Annotated in this window: 17 protein-coding genes; 15 read left to right on the top strand and 2 right to left on the bottom strand. The window is 61.6% G+C overall.

What is annotated here, in order from left to right; translation table 11 throughout:
- Positions 1-380: 380 nt before the first annotated feature.
- On the bottom strand, positions 381-1,220 hold the full coding sequence (ygfZ, locus tag DWU99_RS04765) for a CAF17-like 4Fe-4S cluster assembly/insertion protein YgfZ (RefSeq protein ID WP_233510870.1): 840 nt from the start codon (positions 1,218-1,220) through the stop codon (positions 381-383).
- Between the two features lie 91 nt (positions 1,221-1,311).
- Between ygfZ and DWU99_RS04760 the strand changes: the two genes are divergently transcribed.
- The 15 genes from DWU99_RS04760 (at position 1,312) to DWU99_RS04690 (ending at position 14,654) form a co-directional block, all read left to right on the top strand.
- On the top strand, positions 1,312-1,479 hold the full coding sequence (locus DWU99_RS04760; RefSeq protein ID WP_115476819.1) for a DUF1674 domain-containing protein: 168 nt from the start codon (positions 1,312-1,314) through the stop codon (positions 1,477-1,479).
- A 92-nt stretch (positions 1,480-1,571) separates the two neighbouring features.
- Complete coding sequence (gene sdhC / locus DWU99_RS04755; protein ID WP_115476818.1) at positions 1,572-1,967, top strand: succinate dehydrogenase, cytochrome b556 subunit; 396 nt, start codon at positions 1,572-1,574, stop codon at positions 1,965-1,967.
- A complete protein-coding gene (gene sdhD, locus DWU99_RS04750; protein WP_115476817.1) occupies positions 1,964-2,359 on the top strand; it encodes a succinate dehydrogenase, hydrophobic membrane anchor protein in 396 nt (131 codons plus the stop codon). The genes sdhC and sdhD overlap by 4 nt, the downstream gene beginning before the upstream one ends.
- A 5-nt stretch (positions 2,360-2,364) precedes the next feature.
- The gene (gene sdhA, locus DWU99_RS04745; protein WP_115476816.1) at positions 2,365-4,152 is read left to right on the top strand and encodes a succinate dehydrogenase flavoprotein subunit; all 1,788 of its coding nucleotides are present in this window, start codon (positions 2,365-2,367) and stop codon (positions 4,150-4,152) included.
- 24 nt (positions 4,153-4,176) lie between these two features.
- On the top strand, positions 4,177-4,959 hold the full coding sequence (locus DWU99_RS04740; protein WP_115476815.1) for a succinate dehydrogenase iron-sulfur subunit: 783 nt from the start codon (positions 4,177-4,179) through the stop codon (positions 4,957-4,959).
- A gap of 63 nt (positions 4,960-5,022) precedes the next feature.
- Complete coding sequence (locus tag DWU99_RS04735; RefSeq protein WP_115476814.1) at positions 5,023-5,271, top strand: FAD assembly factor SdhE; 249 nt, start codon at positions 5,023-5,025, stop codon at positions 5,269-5,271.
- Positions 5,243-5,674, top strand: coding sequence for a hypothetical protein (locus DWU99_RS04730; RefSeq protein WP_115476813.1), 432 nt, complete (start codon positions 5,243-5,245; stop codon positions 5,672-5,674). Before DWU99_RS04735 ends, DWU99_RS04730 begins: the two co-directional genes overlap by 29 nt.
- 121 nt (positions 5,675-5,795) lie before the next feature.
- Positions 5,796-7,040 carry a lipoprotein-releasing ABC transporter permease subunit gene (locus DWU99_RS04725; protein ID WP_115476812.1) on the top strand — a complete coding sequence of 415 codons (1,245 nt, stop codon included), beginning with the start codon at positions 5,796-5,798 and terminating at the stop codon, positions 7,038-7,040.
- Positions 7,041-7,044: 4 nt separating this feature from the next.
- Positions 7,045-7,740, top strand: a complete 696-nt coding sequence (lolD, locus tag DWU99_RS04720; RefSeq protein ID WP_233510868.1) for a lipoprotein-releasing ABC transporter ATP-binding protein LolD — start codon at positions 7,045-7,047, stop codon at positions 7,738-7,740.
- 161 nt (positions 7,741-7,901) lie between these two features.
- Positions 7,902-10,220 carry a DNA internalization-related competence protein ComEC/Rec2 gene (locus DWU99_RS04715; protein ID WP_115476810.1) on the top strand — a complete coding sequence of 773 codons (2,319 nt, stop codon included), beginning with the start codon at positions 7,902-7,904 and terminating at the stop codon, positions 10,218-10,220.
- Between the two features lie 90 nt (positions 10,221-10,310).
- Entirely contained in the window at positions 10,311-10,979 is a 669-nt protein-coding gene (locus DWU99_RS04710; protein WP_199535715.1) for a MotA/TolQ/ExbB proton channel family protein, read from the top strand.
- A 3-nt stretch (positions 10,980-10,982) separates the two neighbouring features.
- Complete coding sequence (locus DWU99_RS04705) at positions 10,983-11,414, top strand: ExbD/TolR family protein (RefSeq protein ID WP_115476809.1); 432 nt, start codon at positions 10,983-10,985, stop codon at positions 11,412-11,414.
- Positions 11,411-13,195, top strand: a complete 1,785-nt coding sequence (msbA, locus tag DWU99_RS04700; RefSeq protein WP_115476808.1) for a lipid A export permease/ATP-binding protein MsbA — start codon at positions 11,411-11,413, stop codon at positions 13,193-13,195. Before DWU99_RS04705 ends, msbA begins: the two co-directional genes overlap by 4 nt.
- A 5-nt stretch (positions 13,196-13,200) precedes the next feature.
- A complete protein-coding gene (lpxK, locus tag DWU99_RS04695; protein ID WP_115476807.1) occupies positions 13,201-14,181 on the top strand; it encodes a tetraacyldisaccharide 4'-kinase in 981 nt (326 codons plus the stop codon).
- Positions 14,182-14,255: 74 nt separating this feature from the next.
- Entirely contained in the window at positions 14,256-14,654 is a 399-nt protein-coding gene (locus DWU99_RS04690) for a DUF6165 family protein (RefSeq protein ID WP_115476806.1), read from the top strand.
- Between the two features lie 30 nt (positions 14,655-14,684).
- Here DWU99_RS04690 and DWU99_RS04685 read toward each other — a convergent pair whose 3' ends face one another.
- Complete coding sequence (locus tag DWU99_RS04685) at positions 14,685-15,734, bottom strand: glycosyltransferase family 9 protein (RefSeq protein ID WP_115476805.1); 1,050 nt, start codon at positions 15,732-15,734, stop codon at positions 14,685-14,687.
- Positions 15,735-15,779 lie beyond the last annotated feature (45 nt).

Raw genomic sequence — 15,779 nt, 5'->3', positions numbered from 1 at the left:
CAGTTGCGGTGGACGGGCGGGCAGGCCGTTCCACCTGGATCTATCGCACGCGCCGAAACTTGTGGCGCGAACGGTTGGCCACGAAAACGTGGCGGAATCGACCAGCATGTCCGGTGCTGATCGGCATTGATTTGGCAATTACGCTGCGGGCTAAAGGCCCATGCGTGCAGCGTGTTCGCGCATACGGCGAATTGTCCTCCGGCAACTATTTCTGCCGGGTCGCGCCGATCCGGACCCCTCCGGTTCGTCGCGTATCACGGCACCCTGCGGGCTGGTGGGTGCCGAAAAAAGTTTGGCGGAATCTAGTGGGGCTTTTCTGACTTTGCAAGTGCCTGTTCAGTTTGATTCACATTTCACTCACGTTGTGAATCGCGCATGCATCAACTTTGCCAACTGTCGAGAAGCTTCACTTCGATGCCATCATCACTAACGTTTTCCATGTCTTGCGAGATGTTGCTTGCAACGTCGTCAGCGATCACAGCCAATGCTTCAACGCGTTCCGCGTGCGCTATGACATCGAGCAATCGCACGAATTCACGATCATTGCGGAGCAACGCTGTGCCATCTGAAACAGATGTGGACAGTTGGACTCGATGCAAGTGGCGTTTGTTCCCGCCGCGATAATGCAATCGCGCCACGATTTCCTGGCCTGGATAGCAACCCTTGTCGAGTGCAATCGCGCCGAGTCGATGCAGCGACAACGCGGGCGGAATAAATTCATTTAGTGCATCGTCGGGAAGCCATGGCCATCCTGCGTGCAATTGAGCGATGCGCCACGAATCGTTGTCGCCAGCATTCGCGCTTAATTGCAAAGTGTGCGTGCCACAACCGAGACGTATGACGTCACTGTTTGCGTCAACAATATGCATGGGCATTGCCGGTGCATTGCCAAGTGTCCATGCATCGGCAATGACGACTTTTACGCGCGAACGAAATACGAAGCGGCGCAACGCTTCTGCAAAAGTCGTTGCGTCACCGCCGCGCAAGACAAGGAGCAGTCGCTGGTCGTCAAGTCGCGCCAGATGAAACAGCACGCGCACGCGGCCCTGTGCATCGAGCCAGCTACTGAACTGCCACTGGCCGTTGGGCAGGGCGGTGACCTGGCTGGTGAATTGGGACTGCGCGAAAGCGATGGCGTCCTGGCCTTCGAGCAAGACTGCTTGGGCGGTAGGGGATATGGGCATGCGCGTAGTGATGGGGGCGGTGAAGGTGTGCTGCAAGGCAGCGGGCGGAGCCATGCAAAGCTTGATGCCGCCCGTCAACTGGTTGTGCCGCTATGCCGCAAGTATTACGCTTTTAGCGATACGAACCATGCCCGACACATCCTCCAAACCCGCAACCAGTCCCGAACCCGCACCGACGGAGCGTGCCGTTACGCCTGCTTCGCCCTTGCAAGAGAAGGAACCGGCCGGGCGATCGGCGCCGGATCCCACGCGCTACGGCGATTGGGAAAAGAACGGACGCTGCATCGACTTCTAATCCGCTGCGCTATCCGTGCCGTGGATGCGGCGATGGAGCAGGGGGTCAGGTGGCGGTGCGGGCATTAGCGATTCCACCCCAGGATAGCCGCCATGGCAGACACGCAACGACCGCTTTCACCCCACCTGCAGATATATAAGTGGCAAGTGCAGATGGTGACCTCCATCCTGCATCGCGCCACCGGCATCGTACTTGCCGTCGGCACGTTGCTCATCGTGTGGGGCATGCTTTCCCTCGCTGCTGGCGAAGACGCCTTCAACCAGTTCAAGGTCTGCATGGGCAGTCCGCTCGGCATGATCGTGATGATCGGCTGGAGCTGGGCGTTCTTCTATCACCTGTGCAATGGCGTACGTCACTTGGTGCAGGACGCCGGCGCCGGCTACGCCATTTCCCAATTTGTTCGTTCGAGCTGGCTGTCGGTGATCATCAGCATGGTGTTGACGCTGCTGGTCTGGGTCTATGTGTTGACCGCCGGAGGTGCCGCATGAGCACGAATGCGAAGGATTTGCGCAACCCGCTCAAGCGTGCGCGCGGACTTGGTTCGGCCCAGTTTGGCGTGTCGCATTGGTGGACGCAGCGCGTCACCGCCGTGGGCCTGGTGCTGCTGGGCCTGTGGCTCGTGATCACGGTGCTGGGTCTGCAGCATGCCGATTACGCAACCGCTCGCGCCACCATGGCCAAGCCTTGGAATGCCGTTCTGCTTGTTGCATTCCTGATCACTTCACTGTGGCATGCCGTGCTCGGCCTGCAAGTGGTGATCGAAGATTACGTGCACACCCGCTGGAAAGAAGTTTTCCTGATGGTGGCGATTAAGTTCCTCGCGGTGCTGGGTGCGCTGGCTGGCGCGCTGGCTGTGCTGCGCATCGCATTGGGAGCCTGAGGCCGATGGAAGCCTACAAAATTCAACAACACAAATATGACGTGATCGTGGTCGGCGCCGGTGGCGCAGGCCTGCGCGCCACCTTCGGTCTTGCCGAGAAGGGCCTCAAGGCCGCATGCATCACCAAGGTGTTCCCGACCCGCTCGCATACGGTGGCGGCGCAGGGTGGCGTTGCCGCCGCGCTCGGCAACATGGGCGAGGACGACTGGCGCTTCCACTTCTACGACACGATCAAGGGCTCGGACTGGCTGGGCGACCAGGACGCGATCGAATACATGTGTCGCGAAGCCATTCCGGCAATTTACGAGCTGGAACACTACGGCGTGCCTTTCTCGCGCACGGACGATGGCCGCATCTACCAGCGCCCGTTCGGCGGCATGACCACCCATTACGGCAAGGGCACCGCCCAGCGCACCTGCGCGGCGGCCGACCGTACTGGTCACGCGATTCTGCACACGCTTTATCAGCAGGCGCTGGCGCACGACGCAACATTCTTCATCGAATACTTCGTGATCGATCTGATCTTCGATGAGGAAGGCGTTTGCCGTGGCGTGCTTGCGCTCGACATGAATGAAGGCACGCTGCATTTCTTCCGCGGTCAGGCAGTGGTGCTGGCAACCGGCGGTTACGGTCGCGCTTATTTCAGCGCTACGTCCGCGCATACCTGCACGGGCGACGGCGGCGGCATGGTGTTGCGCGCTGGTCTTGCGCTGCAGGACATGGAGTTCGTGCAGTTCCATCCCACCGGTATTTACGGTGCCGGCGTGCTGATTACCGAAGGCGTGCGCGGCGAGGGTGGTTATCTGACCAACTCCAACGGCGAGCGCTTCATGGAGCGCTACGCGCCCAGCGCCAAGGATCTTGCCTCGCGCGACGTCGTCAGTCGCGCCATTACGCTGGAAGTGCGCGAAGGCCGCGGCGTGGGCGAGCAGAAGGATCACGTGCATCTGAATCTGATGCATCTGGGCGCCGAAGTGATTCACGAGCGCCTGCCGGGCATTGCCGAGTCCGCACGCATTTTTGCCGGCGTGGACGTGACCAAGGAACCGATCCCGGTGCTGCCCACCGTGCACTACAACATGGGTGGCATTCCGACCAACTATCACGGCGAAGTGGTGCAGAAGAAGGGCAACGACGTCGATTCCGTCGTGCCGGGCCTCTTCGCCATCGGCGAGGCGGCATGCGTGTCCGTGCATGGTGCCAATCGTCTGGGCTCCAATTCGCTGCTCGACCTGGTGGTGTTCGGTCGCGCGGTGTCGCATCGTTGCGCCGAAATCATCAAACCGGGCGCCGCGCACAAAGACCTTCCCGCAAGCGTGCTGGACAAGGCGCTCGGTCGCTTCGACGGTCTGCGCAACGCCAATGGCGGCACGCCCACGGCGAAGATCCGTGGCGAAATGCAGCGTACGATGCAGAAGGATGCCGCCGTGTTCCGCACGGGCGAAACGCTCGACGAAGGCAGCAAGAAGATCTCGGCCGTCTACGACTCCTTCAAGGACGTCAAAGTCAGCGACCGTTCGCTGGTGTGGAACTCCGATTTGATCGAAACGCTTGAGCTTTCCAACCTGCTGTCGCAGGCCGTGGCAACCATGCACTCGGCCGAGCAGCGCAAGGAAAGCCGCGGCGCGCACGCCCGCGAAGATTTCCCCGATCGCGACGATCACGAGTGGATGAAGCACACCCTCGTCAACATCGACGAAAACGGCAAGAGCAGCTTCGACTTCCGTCCGGTGCACATGTATACCCTCACCAGCGATGTTGAGGTTGTGCCGCCGAAGAAGCGCGTTTACTAAGCATTACCGACTGGAGAGGCAATCGTGGCCGAGTTCACGCTACCCAAGAATTCCAAGATCCAGCCGGGCAAGCACTATCCGGCGAAGGACGCGAAGAAATCGCGTACGTTCCGCATCTATCGCTGGTCGCCGGATGATGGCCAGAATCCACGCATCGACACCTACGAAGTCGATCTGGCCGCGTGCGGCCCGATGGTTCTGGACGCGCTGCTGAAGATCAAAAACGAGATCGACCCCACGCTCACGCTGCGCCGTTCGTGCCGTGAAGGCATCTGCGGTTCGTGCGCGATGAATATCGACGGCACCAACACGCTGGCCTGCACCAAGGCCATCGAGGATTGCCCGTCGGGCGACGTCAAGATCTACCCGCTGCCGCACATGCCGGTGGTGAAGGATCTCGTGCCCGATCTCACGCACTTCTACGCACAGTTCGCGTCGATCAAGCCGTGGCTGCGCACGCAGAGCGCCGCACCCGATCGCGAGCGCCTGCAGTCGCCGGAAGATCGCAAGAAGCTCGACGGTTTGTACGAGTGCATCCTGTGCGCCTGCTGCTCGACCAGTTGCCCGAGCTACTGGTGGAACGGCGACCGTTACCTCGGTCCGGCCATCCTGCTGCAGGCGTATCGCTGGATCGTTGATTCGCGCGACGAAGACACCGGTGCGCGCCTGGACGACCTGGAAGATCCGTTCAAGCTCTATCGCTGCCACACCATCATGAATTGCGCCCGCACCTGCCCGAAGGGTCTGAACCCGGCCAAGGCGATTGCGGAGATCAAGAAGCTGATCGTGGAGCGTCGCTCGGCGTAAGCGAACACGTCATCCCGGCCTGTGCCGGGATGACGACAAGGCAAGAGTAGCCTCTGGGAATTTATGGACGCCGCCCGCATCAAACGCCTGCGCTGGCGAACACGTCGCGGTACTCGCGAACTCGACTCGCTGTTTGGCGGCTGGTTGGAGTCTTCCTTTCCCAATGCAGATGAAGCCCTGAAGCAGGCTTTCGAAGAGCTGCTCGACGTGCAGGACCCGGATCTCTGGGACTGGGTGATGGGCCACGGCAAGGCTCCGCGTGCGGATTGGCAGACGATCATCGATGACATCCGCGCCCGCCATCGGCTTTGAGTATCGCTACTCGCGCTGGGCGCAGCGCTTGCTCATCGCGGCGGCCGCGCTGACGCTGCTGGCAGTTGTGTTGTCCGGTCTTCCCGGACTGCTCCAAATCGGCGTCTCGCTTGGCGTCGTGGCAGCGTGTGCCAATACGCTGCGGCGGCTGCATCTGCCAGTCGTTGCCGTCGGCTGGAGCGGCCAGGGCGGCTGGAGCCTGCATGGCTTGGATGGTACGGACGAGCCGGCCACGCTGCTCTCGCACAAGATCGTGCGGACCTCGGTCTTGCTCCGGATGGCAAGCCGGCGTCACGGCAAGCTTACGCTCTGGTTGATGCCCGACAACTCGGATGCGGATATCCGCAGGCGCCTGCGCATGCGGTTGGCAGTGCTGCCGGCCGATCAGGGCGAGGCCCCCTGAAGTCCGCGGTTGCCGCCCGACGCCGCTTCGGGCACTCTGCGCGCGCGGCATGGTCCAAGTGGTTCCACGATATCAAGGCACCCGGGCGGCCTGTCACCCGAATCCCATAAGCGAACCCTCCATGTTCCGACCGCTCGAGCTTTTCATCGGCCTGCGCTACACCCGCGCCAAACGGCGCAACCAGTTCATCTCCTTCATCTCCAGCGTTTCCATCGTCTGCATCACGATCAGCGTGATGGCGTTGATCACGGTGATGTCGGTGATGAACGGCTTCGATTACCAGCTGCGCTCGCGCATTCTCGGCGCGATCTCCGATGCCACAGTGGCGGGACTCCCCGGCGAAAGCGTTCAGAACTGGCCCTACGCCATGAAGGTCGTGCAGGCCAATCCCCACGTGCGGGGCGCCGCGCCTTATGTCGAAATCCAGTCGTTCATGCAGGCACAGCGTTCCACTGGCGCTCTTGTGCGTGGCATCGATCCGGCGCAGGAGCCGAACGTATCGGACATCAACAAGCACATGATTGCCGGGTCGTTCGATTCGCTGACACCCGATAGCTGGAACATCGTGCTCGGCAAGGACCTGGCGATTCAGCTCGGCGTGAATGTCGGCGATCGCGTCACGATGGTGGTTCCGGAACTGCGCGCAACGCCCATGGGCGCCGTGCCGCGCATCCGTGGCTTCAAGGTGAGCGGCATTTTCGAGATGGGCATGGAGGAGTTCGACTCAGGGCTCGGTTTGATCAGTATGAGCGATGCCGAGAAACTCAAGAGCATCAATGGTCCTACGGGCATTCGCCTGAAACTCGACGATCTCTACAACGCAGGCCCCGTGGCGCGCGAACTGGCCAATACCCTGGGGCAGGTTTACGAAGTGACGACCTGGATGGACAGCCACGCGAATTTCTTCTCCGCGATCTCGATGGAGAAGAAGGTGATGTTCATCATCCTCTCGCTGATCATTCTGGTCGCGGTCATCAATCTGATTTCGATGCTGATGATGCTGGTGACCGACAAGCAGGCGGATATCGCCATTCTGCGTACGCTGGGTTCCACGCCGCGCAGCATCATGGGGATGTTCATGGTGCAGGGCGTGCTGGTGGGGTTTGTCGGTATCGGGTTCGGCGTCACCCTCGGATCGCTGCTGTCGTGGCAGTTGCCGGGCATCGTGAAGTGGATCGAACACGTCACGGGCGTGGTCTTCCTTTCGCCGGACGTCTATTACATCAGCGAAGTGCCCAGCAAACTCGACTGGCACGACGTGACCTGGGTGGCGCTGACCACCTTTGCCTTCTCCCTGCTGGCCACGCTGTATCCCGCGTGGCGTGCATCGCGTACCCAGCCGGCGCAGGCATTGCGCTATGAGTAAGCCCATGACAAGTGCTTCTTCCGACATCGTGCTGCGCGCCAGCCATATCGCCAAGACCTATGAGGAAGGCGATCTGCGCACCACGGTGCTCACCAACGTCAATTTCACGCTGAAACGCGGCGAAACGCTGGCGATCGTGGGCGCGTCCGGCTCGGGCAAGAGCACGCTCCTGCATATCATCGGCGGTCTCGATACGCTTACTGCGGGCGAGGTGGAGGTGGAAGGGCAGATGCTCTCCAAGCTTTCCGATGCCGATCGTGGACGCGTGCGTAATCGTTCGCTGGGCTTCATCTATCAGTTCCATCATCTGCTGCCTGAATTCACGGCACTCGAGAATGTCTGCATGCCGTTGCTGATTCGCGGCACGAGGATCGGCGACGCGCAGAAGCAGGCGAAGGCGCTGCTCGAGCGCGTAGGGCTTGGACAGCGGCTGGAGCACAAGCCGGCCGAACTTTCCGGTGGCGAGCGCCAGCGTTGTGCGGTGGCGCGTGCCTTGGTGACGCGTCCGTCGTGCGTGCTGGGCGATGAGCCCACCGGCAATCTCGATGAGGTCAATGCTGAGCAGGTTTATGAGCTGATGCTCGAGCTGAATCGTGAAATCGGCACCAGTTTCATCCTTGTGACGCACGATAACCATTTGGCTGCGCGCATGGATCGCACGCTCGAGCTGCACAACGGCGAGCTGCGCGAAAAGCCCTGAAACCTTCGGATCGGTTTGGACCGCACGCTGAATCGATCCACGTAAGGTCTGCTTTCACGCTTGACCCGTGTTGCCGGGTGCGACACGACGCCTTCTGCCTACACGAAAAGCCGCAAGCCGAACGCTAGTGTTCATGGATGGAAACACGGAGCGGCGCACGCATGCTGCAGGAAGGCAAATGGCCGGGTGCAATGGCGGCAGCGTTCGCGTTGCTTGCCGGCGTGGCCATAGTGCAATGGTTGCCCTCGTTGCCGTCGCGGATGGCCATGGCGGCGCTTGTCGTGTGTGGGGCTGTGCTGGCGTGGCGCTTTCCTCGCACGCGCTTGCTGGCGATCGTAGTGCTGGGTGTTGCGTGGGGTGCGTGGCGAGGCAGTGCAGCGATGGATGCGCGTCTGCCACGCGCCTGGGAAGGACAGGATTTCAGCGTGATCGGTCGCGTCGAAGGTTTGGCGCAGACCAGGGCCGATGCGACCAGCTTTGAGTTCCAAATCGAACAGGTGGCGTATCAGGGGCAGACCCTGCCTTGGCATGGTTTGGCGCATATCAGCTGGTACAACGGATCGGCAGCAGATCTTGAACCTTGTTCACGCTGGCAAATGGTGCTGCATCTGCGAAGGCCGCGCGGGCTGATTGACCCGGGTGGCACGGATGGCGAACGAAGCGCCCTGGCACATGGAATAGTGGCAGTGGGTTACGTGCGCGACGACCCATCCAACCAGCGAAAATCCGTCACGCGGTTCTGCATCGACCGCCTGCGTGCCTCGCTGGCCGACGATATCCGGACTCACGTATCGGATGCGCACGATGCCGCGCTGCTGCGTGCCTTCACGGTGGGCGATACGCGGGGACTGGAACAACACGACTGGGATGTCGCGCGCGCCAACGGTGTCTCCCATTTGATCGCCATTTCAGGCTTCCACGTCGGTGTTGTGGCCGTATTCGGTGCATGGCTTTGTTATGCGATGTATGGGTTGTTTCCATCGCTCGCATTACGCTTCCCGCGCGTGCAAGCGCAAGCAATAGCCGCTTTGGCGTGGGCTTCTTTTTACGCCGCGCTTGCCGGATTCGGCATGCCGACCGTTCGCACGGTCCTGATGATCGCCGCGGTGGCGATGACTCGCTGCTTCAGGCGCGCGTCGGGTGCGGGACATGCCTTGGCGCTTGCGCTCATGGCAATCGTGATCGTCGACCCTCTGGCCGTGCTGGAAGCGGGATTCTGGATGTCGTTCGTGGGTGTGGGGTTTCTGATTCTTTGCCTGGAAACCAGGGGCCACGGTATCCGCGCGTTCCTGCGCGAGCTGACGGCAGGGCAACTCGTCATGACCGTCGCCTTGCTGCCCATGACGCAGTGGTTCTTCGGCGAGGCATCGCTGGTGGGCGCGGTGTCCAATCTCGTCGCCGTGCCGTTCATCAGTTTCATGATCGTGCCCTGCGCATTGATAGGAGTGTTGCTGCTGATGATTTGCCCGCCATTGGCGCTGCCGGTGCTTCAGCTGGCGGGAAAGCTATCGCATGCGCAATGGTGGTTGCTGGAGCAGACGGCTACATGGCCGGGCGCGCACTGGTATTTGCCAGCCGTGCAGCCGTGGGCGCTCGCACTCGCAACGGTGGGCGCGCTGTGGTTGTTCATGCCTGCCGGTGTGCCTTTGCGAATCTTCGGTGCACTGTTGTTTTTGCCGCTGGTATATCCGATGCGGCAGGTACCCGCCGATGGCGCGTTTCAGGTATGGGTGCTGGATGTGGGGCAGGGGCTTTCCGTGGTGGTGCGGACCCACGATCACGCCCTGGTCTACGACGCCGGCGCACGCTATCCGTCGGAATTCGATCTCGGCAGCGCAGTGGTGATTCCATCCCTGCATGCGTTGGGGATCGATCATCTGGATACGTTGATGATCAGCCATGCGGATAACGATCACGCAGGTGGCGCTCCGGCGGTGGCGGCTGCATTTCCGGAGGCGGCCCGTTACGCCGGTGAGCCCGAGCGCATGCACTTGCCGATGACGCAATGCGCGACCGGTCAGCAGTGGACGTGGGACGGCGTGCACTTTCGAGTCCTCAATCCCGATGAAACGGGGCAGGCAACTTCGGATAACGACCGCTCCTGCGTCCTGCTGATCGAAGGCGTGGGCGGCCGCATGCTTCTGACCGGGGACATCGCCTCGGACATCGAACCGCGCGTCGCAGCGGCCCTGGGATCGGGACCGGCGCCGGTGCTGCAGATGCCTCACCATGGCAGTGCCACGTCGTCCAGCCCCGCATTTATTGCGGCCATAAAGCCGGAACTCGCTATCGCGTCAGCAGGCTGGCTGAACCGCTTTGGTCACCCGCGCCCGGAGGTCTTGCAGCGTTACGCGGCGGCCGGCGTGCCGGTCTTTAATACCGCCTTGGACGGAGCCGTTCAGATTGATTTTCCTGCGGATAAGGCTGCCTATGTAGCGGTACGCTGGCGCTGGCAGGAGCGGCATTACTGGCGGGAATGAAATGCCACGCCCCGCACGGTATGCCATGACGACGCTGCTATGATGCCTGCTTCACGCAGACGGCACGGCCGGGAGTTTGTTGTGGGTGATTTGGGTCAGATTTTGATGGCTGGCGGTTGGGCGATGGCGCCCATCCTGATCTGCTCGGCGGTGGCGCTGGCGATCGTGCTGGAACGCTGCTGGACCTTGCGGCGCAAATCGGTACTCCCGCCCGGACTTGCCCAGGAAGTGCGCGAATGGGCGCGCTCCGATCAGCTCGATCCTGCTCACCTGGAAAAGCTCGCCACCGGTTCGCCGCTGGGCGAATTGCTGGCCGCTGCGCTAGCCGTGCGCGACCGTCCGCGCGATCTCATCAAGGAACGCATCGAAGATACCGGCCGCCATGTGGTGCATCGCATGGAGCGTTATCTCAACACCCTGGGAACGATTGCGTTGATCGGTCCGCTGCTCGGCCTGTTCGGTACCGTCATCGGCCTGATCCGTATGTTCATGCAGGTGATGGTGGGCGGCATGGCCGACCCGACCAAGATGGCCGGCGGCATCGGCGAGGCGCTGATCTGTACCGCGGCAGGCCTGACCGTCGCCATTCCCGCTTACGTGCTGCATCGTTACTTTCGTTCGAAAGTTGCCGGTTACTGCGTGGATATGGAAAAGCAAGCGACGTTGCTGCTGGACGACCTGACCTTGTCCGCAACCGCCGCCACGCCGCGTCCGCGTCGTGCATCGGTGGCCGCGGCAGGCGGCAAGGCGCCGGTCTGATCTATGCGTATCGGTAACGAACGTCGCAGCGACGATTTCGAGATCAACGTGGTGTCGTTGATCGACGTGCTGCTGACTCTGCTGATGTTCTTCGTGCTCACGACCACCTTCGTGGAGCACTCGCGCCTGAAGGTGGAGTTGCCGCAGGCCAGCGCGGAAGACCGCGACATGCAGCCGCCCGCGATCACCATCATGGTGGATCGCGACGGCCACTTTTACGTGGGAAGCGACGAAGTGACAGGCGAGGGCGTGGAGCCTCTCAAGGACACCATCGCGCGCGTCGCCGGTGATGACCGCACTCAAACCGTCACCATCCGCGCGGACGCCATGACGGCGCATCAGAACGTCGTCACCGCCATGGACGCGCTCGGCCAGCTCGGCTTCACCCATCTGTCCATCGCCACGACACCGACGCAGTCGGAAGCAGGCAAATGAGCGGCAAGAAAGTCCCGCTTTGGGATGCCGACAGCCGACGCGTCTACAAGCGATTGCTTGGCTACTCGGTACGCTACTGGCCCGTGGCGATCATCGCGATCGTCGGCATGTCGGTGGATAGCGGCTGTCTGGCGTTCTTCACCAACAAGCTGCAGCCGATCATCGACGAGCTGTTCGCCAAGAAAGATCCGTATCTCATCTTCTGGATGCCGATCTGGATCATCGGGATCTTTCTCGTGCGTGGCGTGGCGGCCTTCTTCGGCAACTACGGTATTTCGTACATCGGACGCAACGTCGTGCAGTCCATGCAGCGCGACGTGTTCGCCGCGTATTTGCGCCTGCCAGCCGCCTTTTTCGGCAACGAGCATTCCGGTCACCAGATCTCGCGCATCACCTATACAAGCGAACAAATCGCCGGTGCCTCCACCGATGCCTTGAAGGTAGCGGTGACCGAAGGCGCGATGGTGATCGGCATGTTCATCGTCATGCTGCACAACAGTGCTTACCTGACGCTGGCGTTGATCGTGTTGATTCCTCCCATTGTGCTTATCGCAGCGCTGGTCAGTCGCCGCTATCGCGTCATCAGTCGCCGTATCCAGAACATGATGGGTTCGGTCACGGGGACGGTGCAGGAAGCGGTGGAGGCCCATCGCGAAGTGCGCATTTACGGCGGCCAGCAACAGGCCGACACGCGTTTCAAGGAAGTATCGGATCGGGCGCGCTACCTCAACCTCAAGATTGCCGCGACCAGCGCGACGTCGAGCTCCGCAGTCCAGACCGTTGCGTCGTTCGCGCTGGCTGGACTGATCTTCCTCGGTTCGCGTCCTTTCATCATCAACAGCATCACGCCGGGCGTGTTCGTCGCCGTGCTCACGGCGATGGGTGCGATGTTGCCTTCGCTGAAACGCTTGGCCAATGTGCAGTCCATCATTCAAACGGGCATCTCCGCCGCCGAGAGCTTGTTCGAGCTGATCGATACCCCGGCGGAAGTCGATCACGGCACGCAGGTGCTGGAGCGTACTCCCGGGGACTTGCGCTTCGAGGACGTTCGCCTGGTGTATCCGCGCGGGGATTTCGAGGCGTTGTCCGGCGTGAGCCTGCACTGCGCGCCGGGTACGGTCACGGCGCTGGTGGGGCGTTCGGGCAGCGGCAAGAGCAGCCTGGTCAGTCTCCTGCCACGGTTCAACGAGCCGACCAGCGGCCGCATCCTGGTGGATGGCGTGAACTACGAGTCCTACACGCTGCCTTCGCTGCGCAGGCAGATCGCCTGGGTGGGGCAGAGCGTCGTGCTGTTCGACGGCACTGTCGCGGAAAACATCGCCTACGGCGAGTTGGCGGGAGCCAGCGAGCAGGACATCATCGTTGCCGCCGAAGCGGCCAATGCGATGGAGTTTATCGAGAGGCTGCCCAAGGGCATCCACAGCCAGATCGGCGAGGGTGGCAACATGCTCTCGGGCGGTCAGCGGCAACGTATTGCGATTGCGCGTGCCATTCTCAAGAACGCGCCGATCCTGGTGCTGGACGAAGCGACCAGTGCGCTCGACACCGAATCCGAGCGCCTGATCCAGCAGGCCTTGCAACGTCTGATGCGCGATCGCACGACGCTGGTCATTGCGCATCGTCTTTCCACCATCGAGCATGCAAACCAGATCGCCGTGATGGACAAGGGCCGGATTATCGAACGCGGTTCGCACACGGAGTTGATGGCGCTGGAGGGGCACTACTCAGCGCTGCACCGTATGCAGTTCAACGAACGTCCCGTTGCTGCAGGTATCGACTAAGCGTCATGGCGCTGGCCGAAACGCTCCAGGCAGGTTGGTACGGCACGGGGCGTTTGCCCTGGTGGTGTTATCCGCTGTCGGGCGTTTATGGCGCTGTAGTGAAGGTTCGCCGTGCGCTGTACCGATCAGGCTGGCTGCGTGCGGTGCGTCAGCCTTGTGCAGTGATCGTTGTCGGCAACCTCACAGCGGGTGGTGCGGGTAAGACGCCGCTCACACTTGCGTTGATCGATACGCTGCGCACACGAGGATACAAGCCGGGCGTGGTGAGTCGCGGTTATGGTGGCAGCGTGCGTGAGCCGACGTTGCTCGGCGATGTTCCGAATCCGGCGGAAGTCGGCGACGAACCGTGCTTGATCCGCGCATCCGGCGTTCCCGTTGCGATCGGTCGCGACAGGCCTGCCGCCGCTCAGTTACTGATTGCCGCAGGCTGCGACGTCGTGATTGCCGACGATGGCCTGCAACACTATCGCCTGGCTCGCGATATCGAGATTTGCGTGATCGACGGCGAGCGCCGCTTCGGCAATGCCCGCCTGCTGCCCGCCGGACCGCTGCGCGAACCATTGGATCGCCTGGCCGACGTCGACTTTCGCGTATGCAACGGCGGCATTTCGCAATCCGCGGAAATTCCCATGCGATTGCAGGGTGGCAAGGTGCGTGCGCTAGCCGATGGGCACGAGCAATCCATTACCGCTTTTGCGGGAACGCGTGCACATGCGGTGGCTGCGATCGGGAACCCGCAGCGCTTTTTCGACAGCCTTGCCGCGCAGGGCGTCGACGTGATTGCCCATCCCTTTCCCGACCATCATGCGTTCGTAGCCGCAGATCTGGATTTTCGCGACGATCTGCCAGTGCTGATGACCGAAAAGGATGCCGTGAAGTGCGGTGCCTTCTCCGGGCAAAGCTGGTGGAGTGTCCCGGTGAAGGCCGAGCTGCCGGAGGCTTTCTACGAAGCCCTCTGTTCGCGCCTCGACGCCTGCAAGACGTAAAGAAGCGCCAGGGGCGCTATCATGGGCACCTTTTCCGGCCTTGGCCGGCATACGTCTTCCAGCGTGAGGTTTCCATGAGTCTGATCCAGGTACCGGTATCCTTCGGCGAACTGATCGACAAGATCACGATACTTGAGATCAAGTCGCGCCATATCACGGACGAGGCGAAGCTCGCCAACGTGCACAACGAGCTGAATCTGCTCAACGCCACGTGGGCCAATCACCATGCATCGCAGACCGATATCACCAAGGAACGTGCGCGCCTGCTGGCGGTGAACGAAGCGTTGTGGGACATCGAGGACCGTATCCGCATGAAGGAGAAAGCGCAGGCTTTCGATGCGGAATTCATCGAGCTGGCGCGTGCGGTGTATTTCCAGAACGATGATCGCGCGGCAGTGAAGCGCGAGATCAATCTCAAGCTGGGTTCGCAGCTAGTGGAAGAGAAGTCGTATCAGGATTACCGGAAGAAATGATTTCTGCCGCCGCCGGGCGTTACATGCCATTCACGCCTTGTTGACGCCCAGGGCCAAGGCTGCCGCTTCAAAACGCTCGACGACATCGTCGACTGAAATCAGATCCATCACACCGGGCCGTTCGATCTTGCTGCCCCAGGGAATGTCGCTGGCTGGTTTGCCGAAGTATTTGCGCGAAGCTTCGTCGTATTTGTCCACGCACCAACGCACGTCGGAATAGGGACCGGAACGTTTGGGATTGCTGGCCGCGTGCAGGCCGAGCACTTTCGTGCCGACCGTGTTGGCCATGTGCATCGGACCGGAATCCGGCGTCAACAAGAGCTGCGCGCGGCAGAACATCGCCATCAACTTTTTGAGCGTGTCTTTGCCGGTAAGGTCCAAAGGTGTGTGGCGACACGCAGCGAGCACAGCGTCGGCCATCGTGCGCTCGCCCTGGGAAGGGCCGCCAATCAGCACCACGCGCCATCCATGAGCCGCGGCGTGATCCATCACCGCCGCGTAGCGTTGCGGCTGCCAATTGCGCAATGCATGGCTGGAGGTGGGGCTGACCAGCAGGGTGGGATCGTCGCCGGGCAACTGCTCGGCAGCCCAGGTGTGGGCTTCCTCGGGAATCGGGATGTCCCAGCGGACGGTGTTCTGCTTCAGGCCCAGCGGCTCGCAAAAACTTCCTATGGCCTCCAGCACGTGTTCGCCGGTGCGGGCGGGAATGCGCTCGTTGATCACCAGGCCGTGCAAGTCCTTGGCGCGTGCGTGGTCATAGCCGACACGACGCTTCGCCTTGATGCCAAGGCTCAACAGGTTCGAGCGCAGAGCGACCTGCATATGCAGCAGGGCGTCGAATCGCCTGCCGCGCAAGGCTGCATGGACCTCACGCATGCCGGCCCAGCCCGCGCTTTTGTCGAAGGTCACAAACTCCACGCCAGGCAGGTCGCCGACGAGCTTGCGTTCGAGTTTGCCTACGATCCAGGTCAGCGAGGCCTGCGGCCAGGCCTGCTTCAGCGTGTGCATAAGCGGCACCACATGCGTGACATCGCCAATGGCGGAAGTACGCAAAAGGCAGATGGATTTGGGATCGGACATGTAGAATCGCCGGGCAATGAACCAAGACAGGGCCACGGCAGCACC

Origin of the sequence: Dyella psychrodurans (assembly GCF_003363265.1) — a bacterium.
Taxonomy (GTDB): domain Bacteria; phylum Pseudomonadota; class Gammaproteobacteria; order Xanthomonadales; family Rhodanobacteraceae; genus Dyella_B; species Dyella_B psychrodurans.
This window is presented reverse-complemented; position numbering and strand designations above follow the sequence as displayed.

Excerpts from the sequence above, each read along its gene's own strand:
- DWU99_RS04760 (WP_115476819.1), top strand. The coding sequence starts at position 1,312 with ATGCCCGACACATCCTCCAAACCCGCAACCAGTCCCGAACCCGCACCG.
- sdhC (WP_115476818.1), top strand. The coding sequence starts at position 1,572 with ATGGCAGACACGCAACGACCGCTTTCACCCCACCTGCAGATATATAAG.
- sdhD (WP_115476817.1), top strand. The coding sequence starts at position 1,964 with ATGAGCACGAATGCGAAGGATTTGCGCAACCCGCTCAAGCGTGCGCGC.
- sdhA (WP_115476816.1), top strand. The coding sequence starts at position 2,365 with ATGGAAGCCTACAAAATTCAACAACACAAATATGACGTGATCGTGGTC.
- DWU99_RS04735 (WP_115476814.1), top strand. The coding sequence starts at position 5,023 with ATGGACGCCGCCCGCATCAAACGCCTGCGCTGGCGAACACGTCGCGGT.
- DWU99_RS04730 (WP_115476813.1), top strand. The coding sequence starts at position 5,243 with ATGACATCCGCGCCCGCCATCGGCTTTGAGTATCGCTACTCGCGCTGG.
- DWU99_RS04725 (WP_115476812.1), top strand. The coding sequence starts at position 5,796 with ATGTTCCGACCGCTCGAGCTTTTCATCGGCCTGCGCTACACCCGCGCC.
- lolD (WP_233510868.1), top strand. The coding sequence starts at position 7,045 with ATGACAAGTGCTTCTTCCGACATCGTGCTGCGCGCCAGCCATATCGCC.
- DWU99_RS04715 (WP_115476810.1), top strand. The coding sequence starts at position 7,902 with ATGCTGCAGGAAGGCAAATGGCCGGGTGCAATGGCGGCAGCGTTCGCG.
- DWU99_RS04705 (WP_115476809.1), top strand. The coding sequence starts at position 10,983 with ATGCGTATCGGTAACGAACGTCGCAGCGACGATTTCGAGATCAACGTG.
- msbA (WP_115476808.1), top strand. The coding sequence starts at position 11,411 with ATGAGCGGCAAGAAAGTCCCGCTTTGGGATGCCGACAGCCGACGCGTC.
- lpxK (WP_115476807.1), top strand. The coding sequence starts at position 13,201 with ATGGCGCTGGCCGAAACGCTCCAGGCAGGTTGGTACGGCACGGGGCGT.
- DWU99_RS04690 (WP_115476806.1), top strand. The coding sequence starts at position 14,256 with ATGAGTCTGATCCAGGTACCGGTATCCTTCGGCGAACTGATCGACAAG.
- DWU99_RS04685 (WP_115476805.1), bottom strand. The coding sequence starts at position 15,734 with ATGTCCGATCCCAAATCCATCTGCCTTTTGCGTACTTCCGCCATTGGC.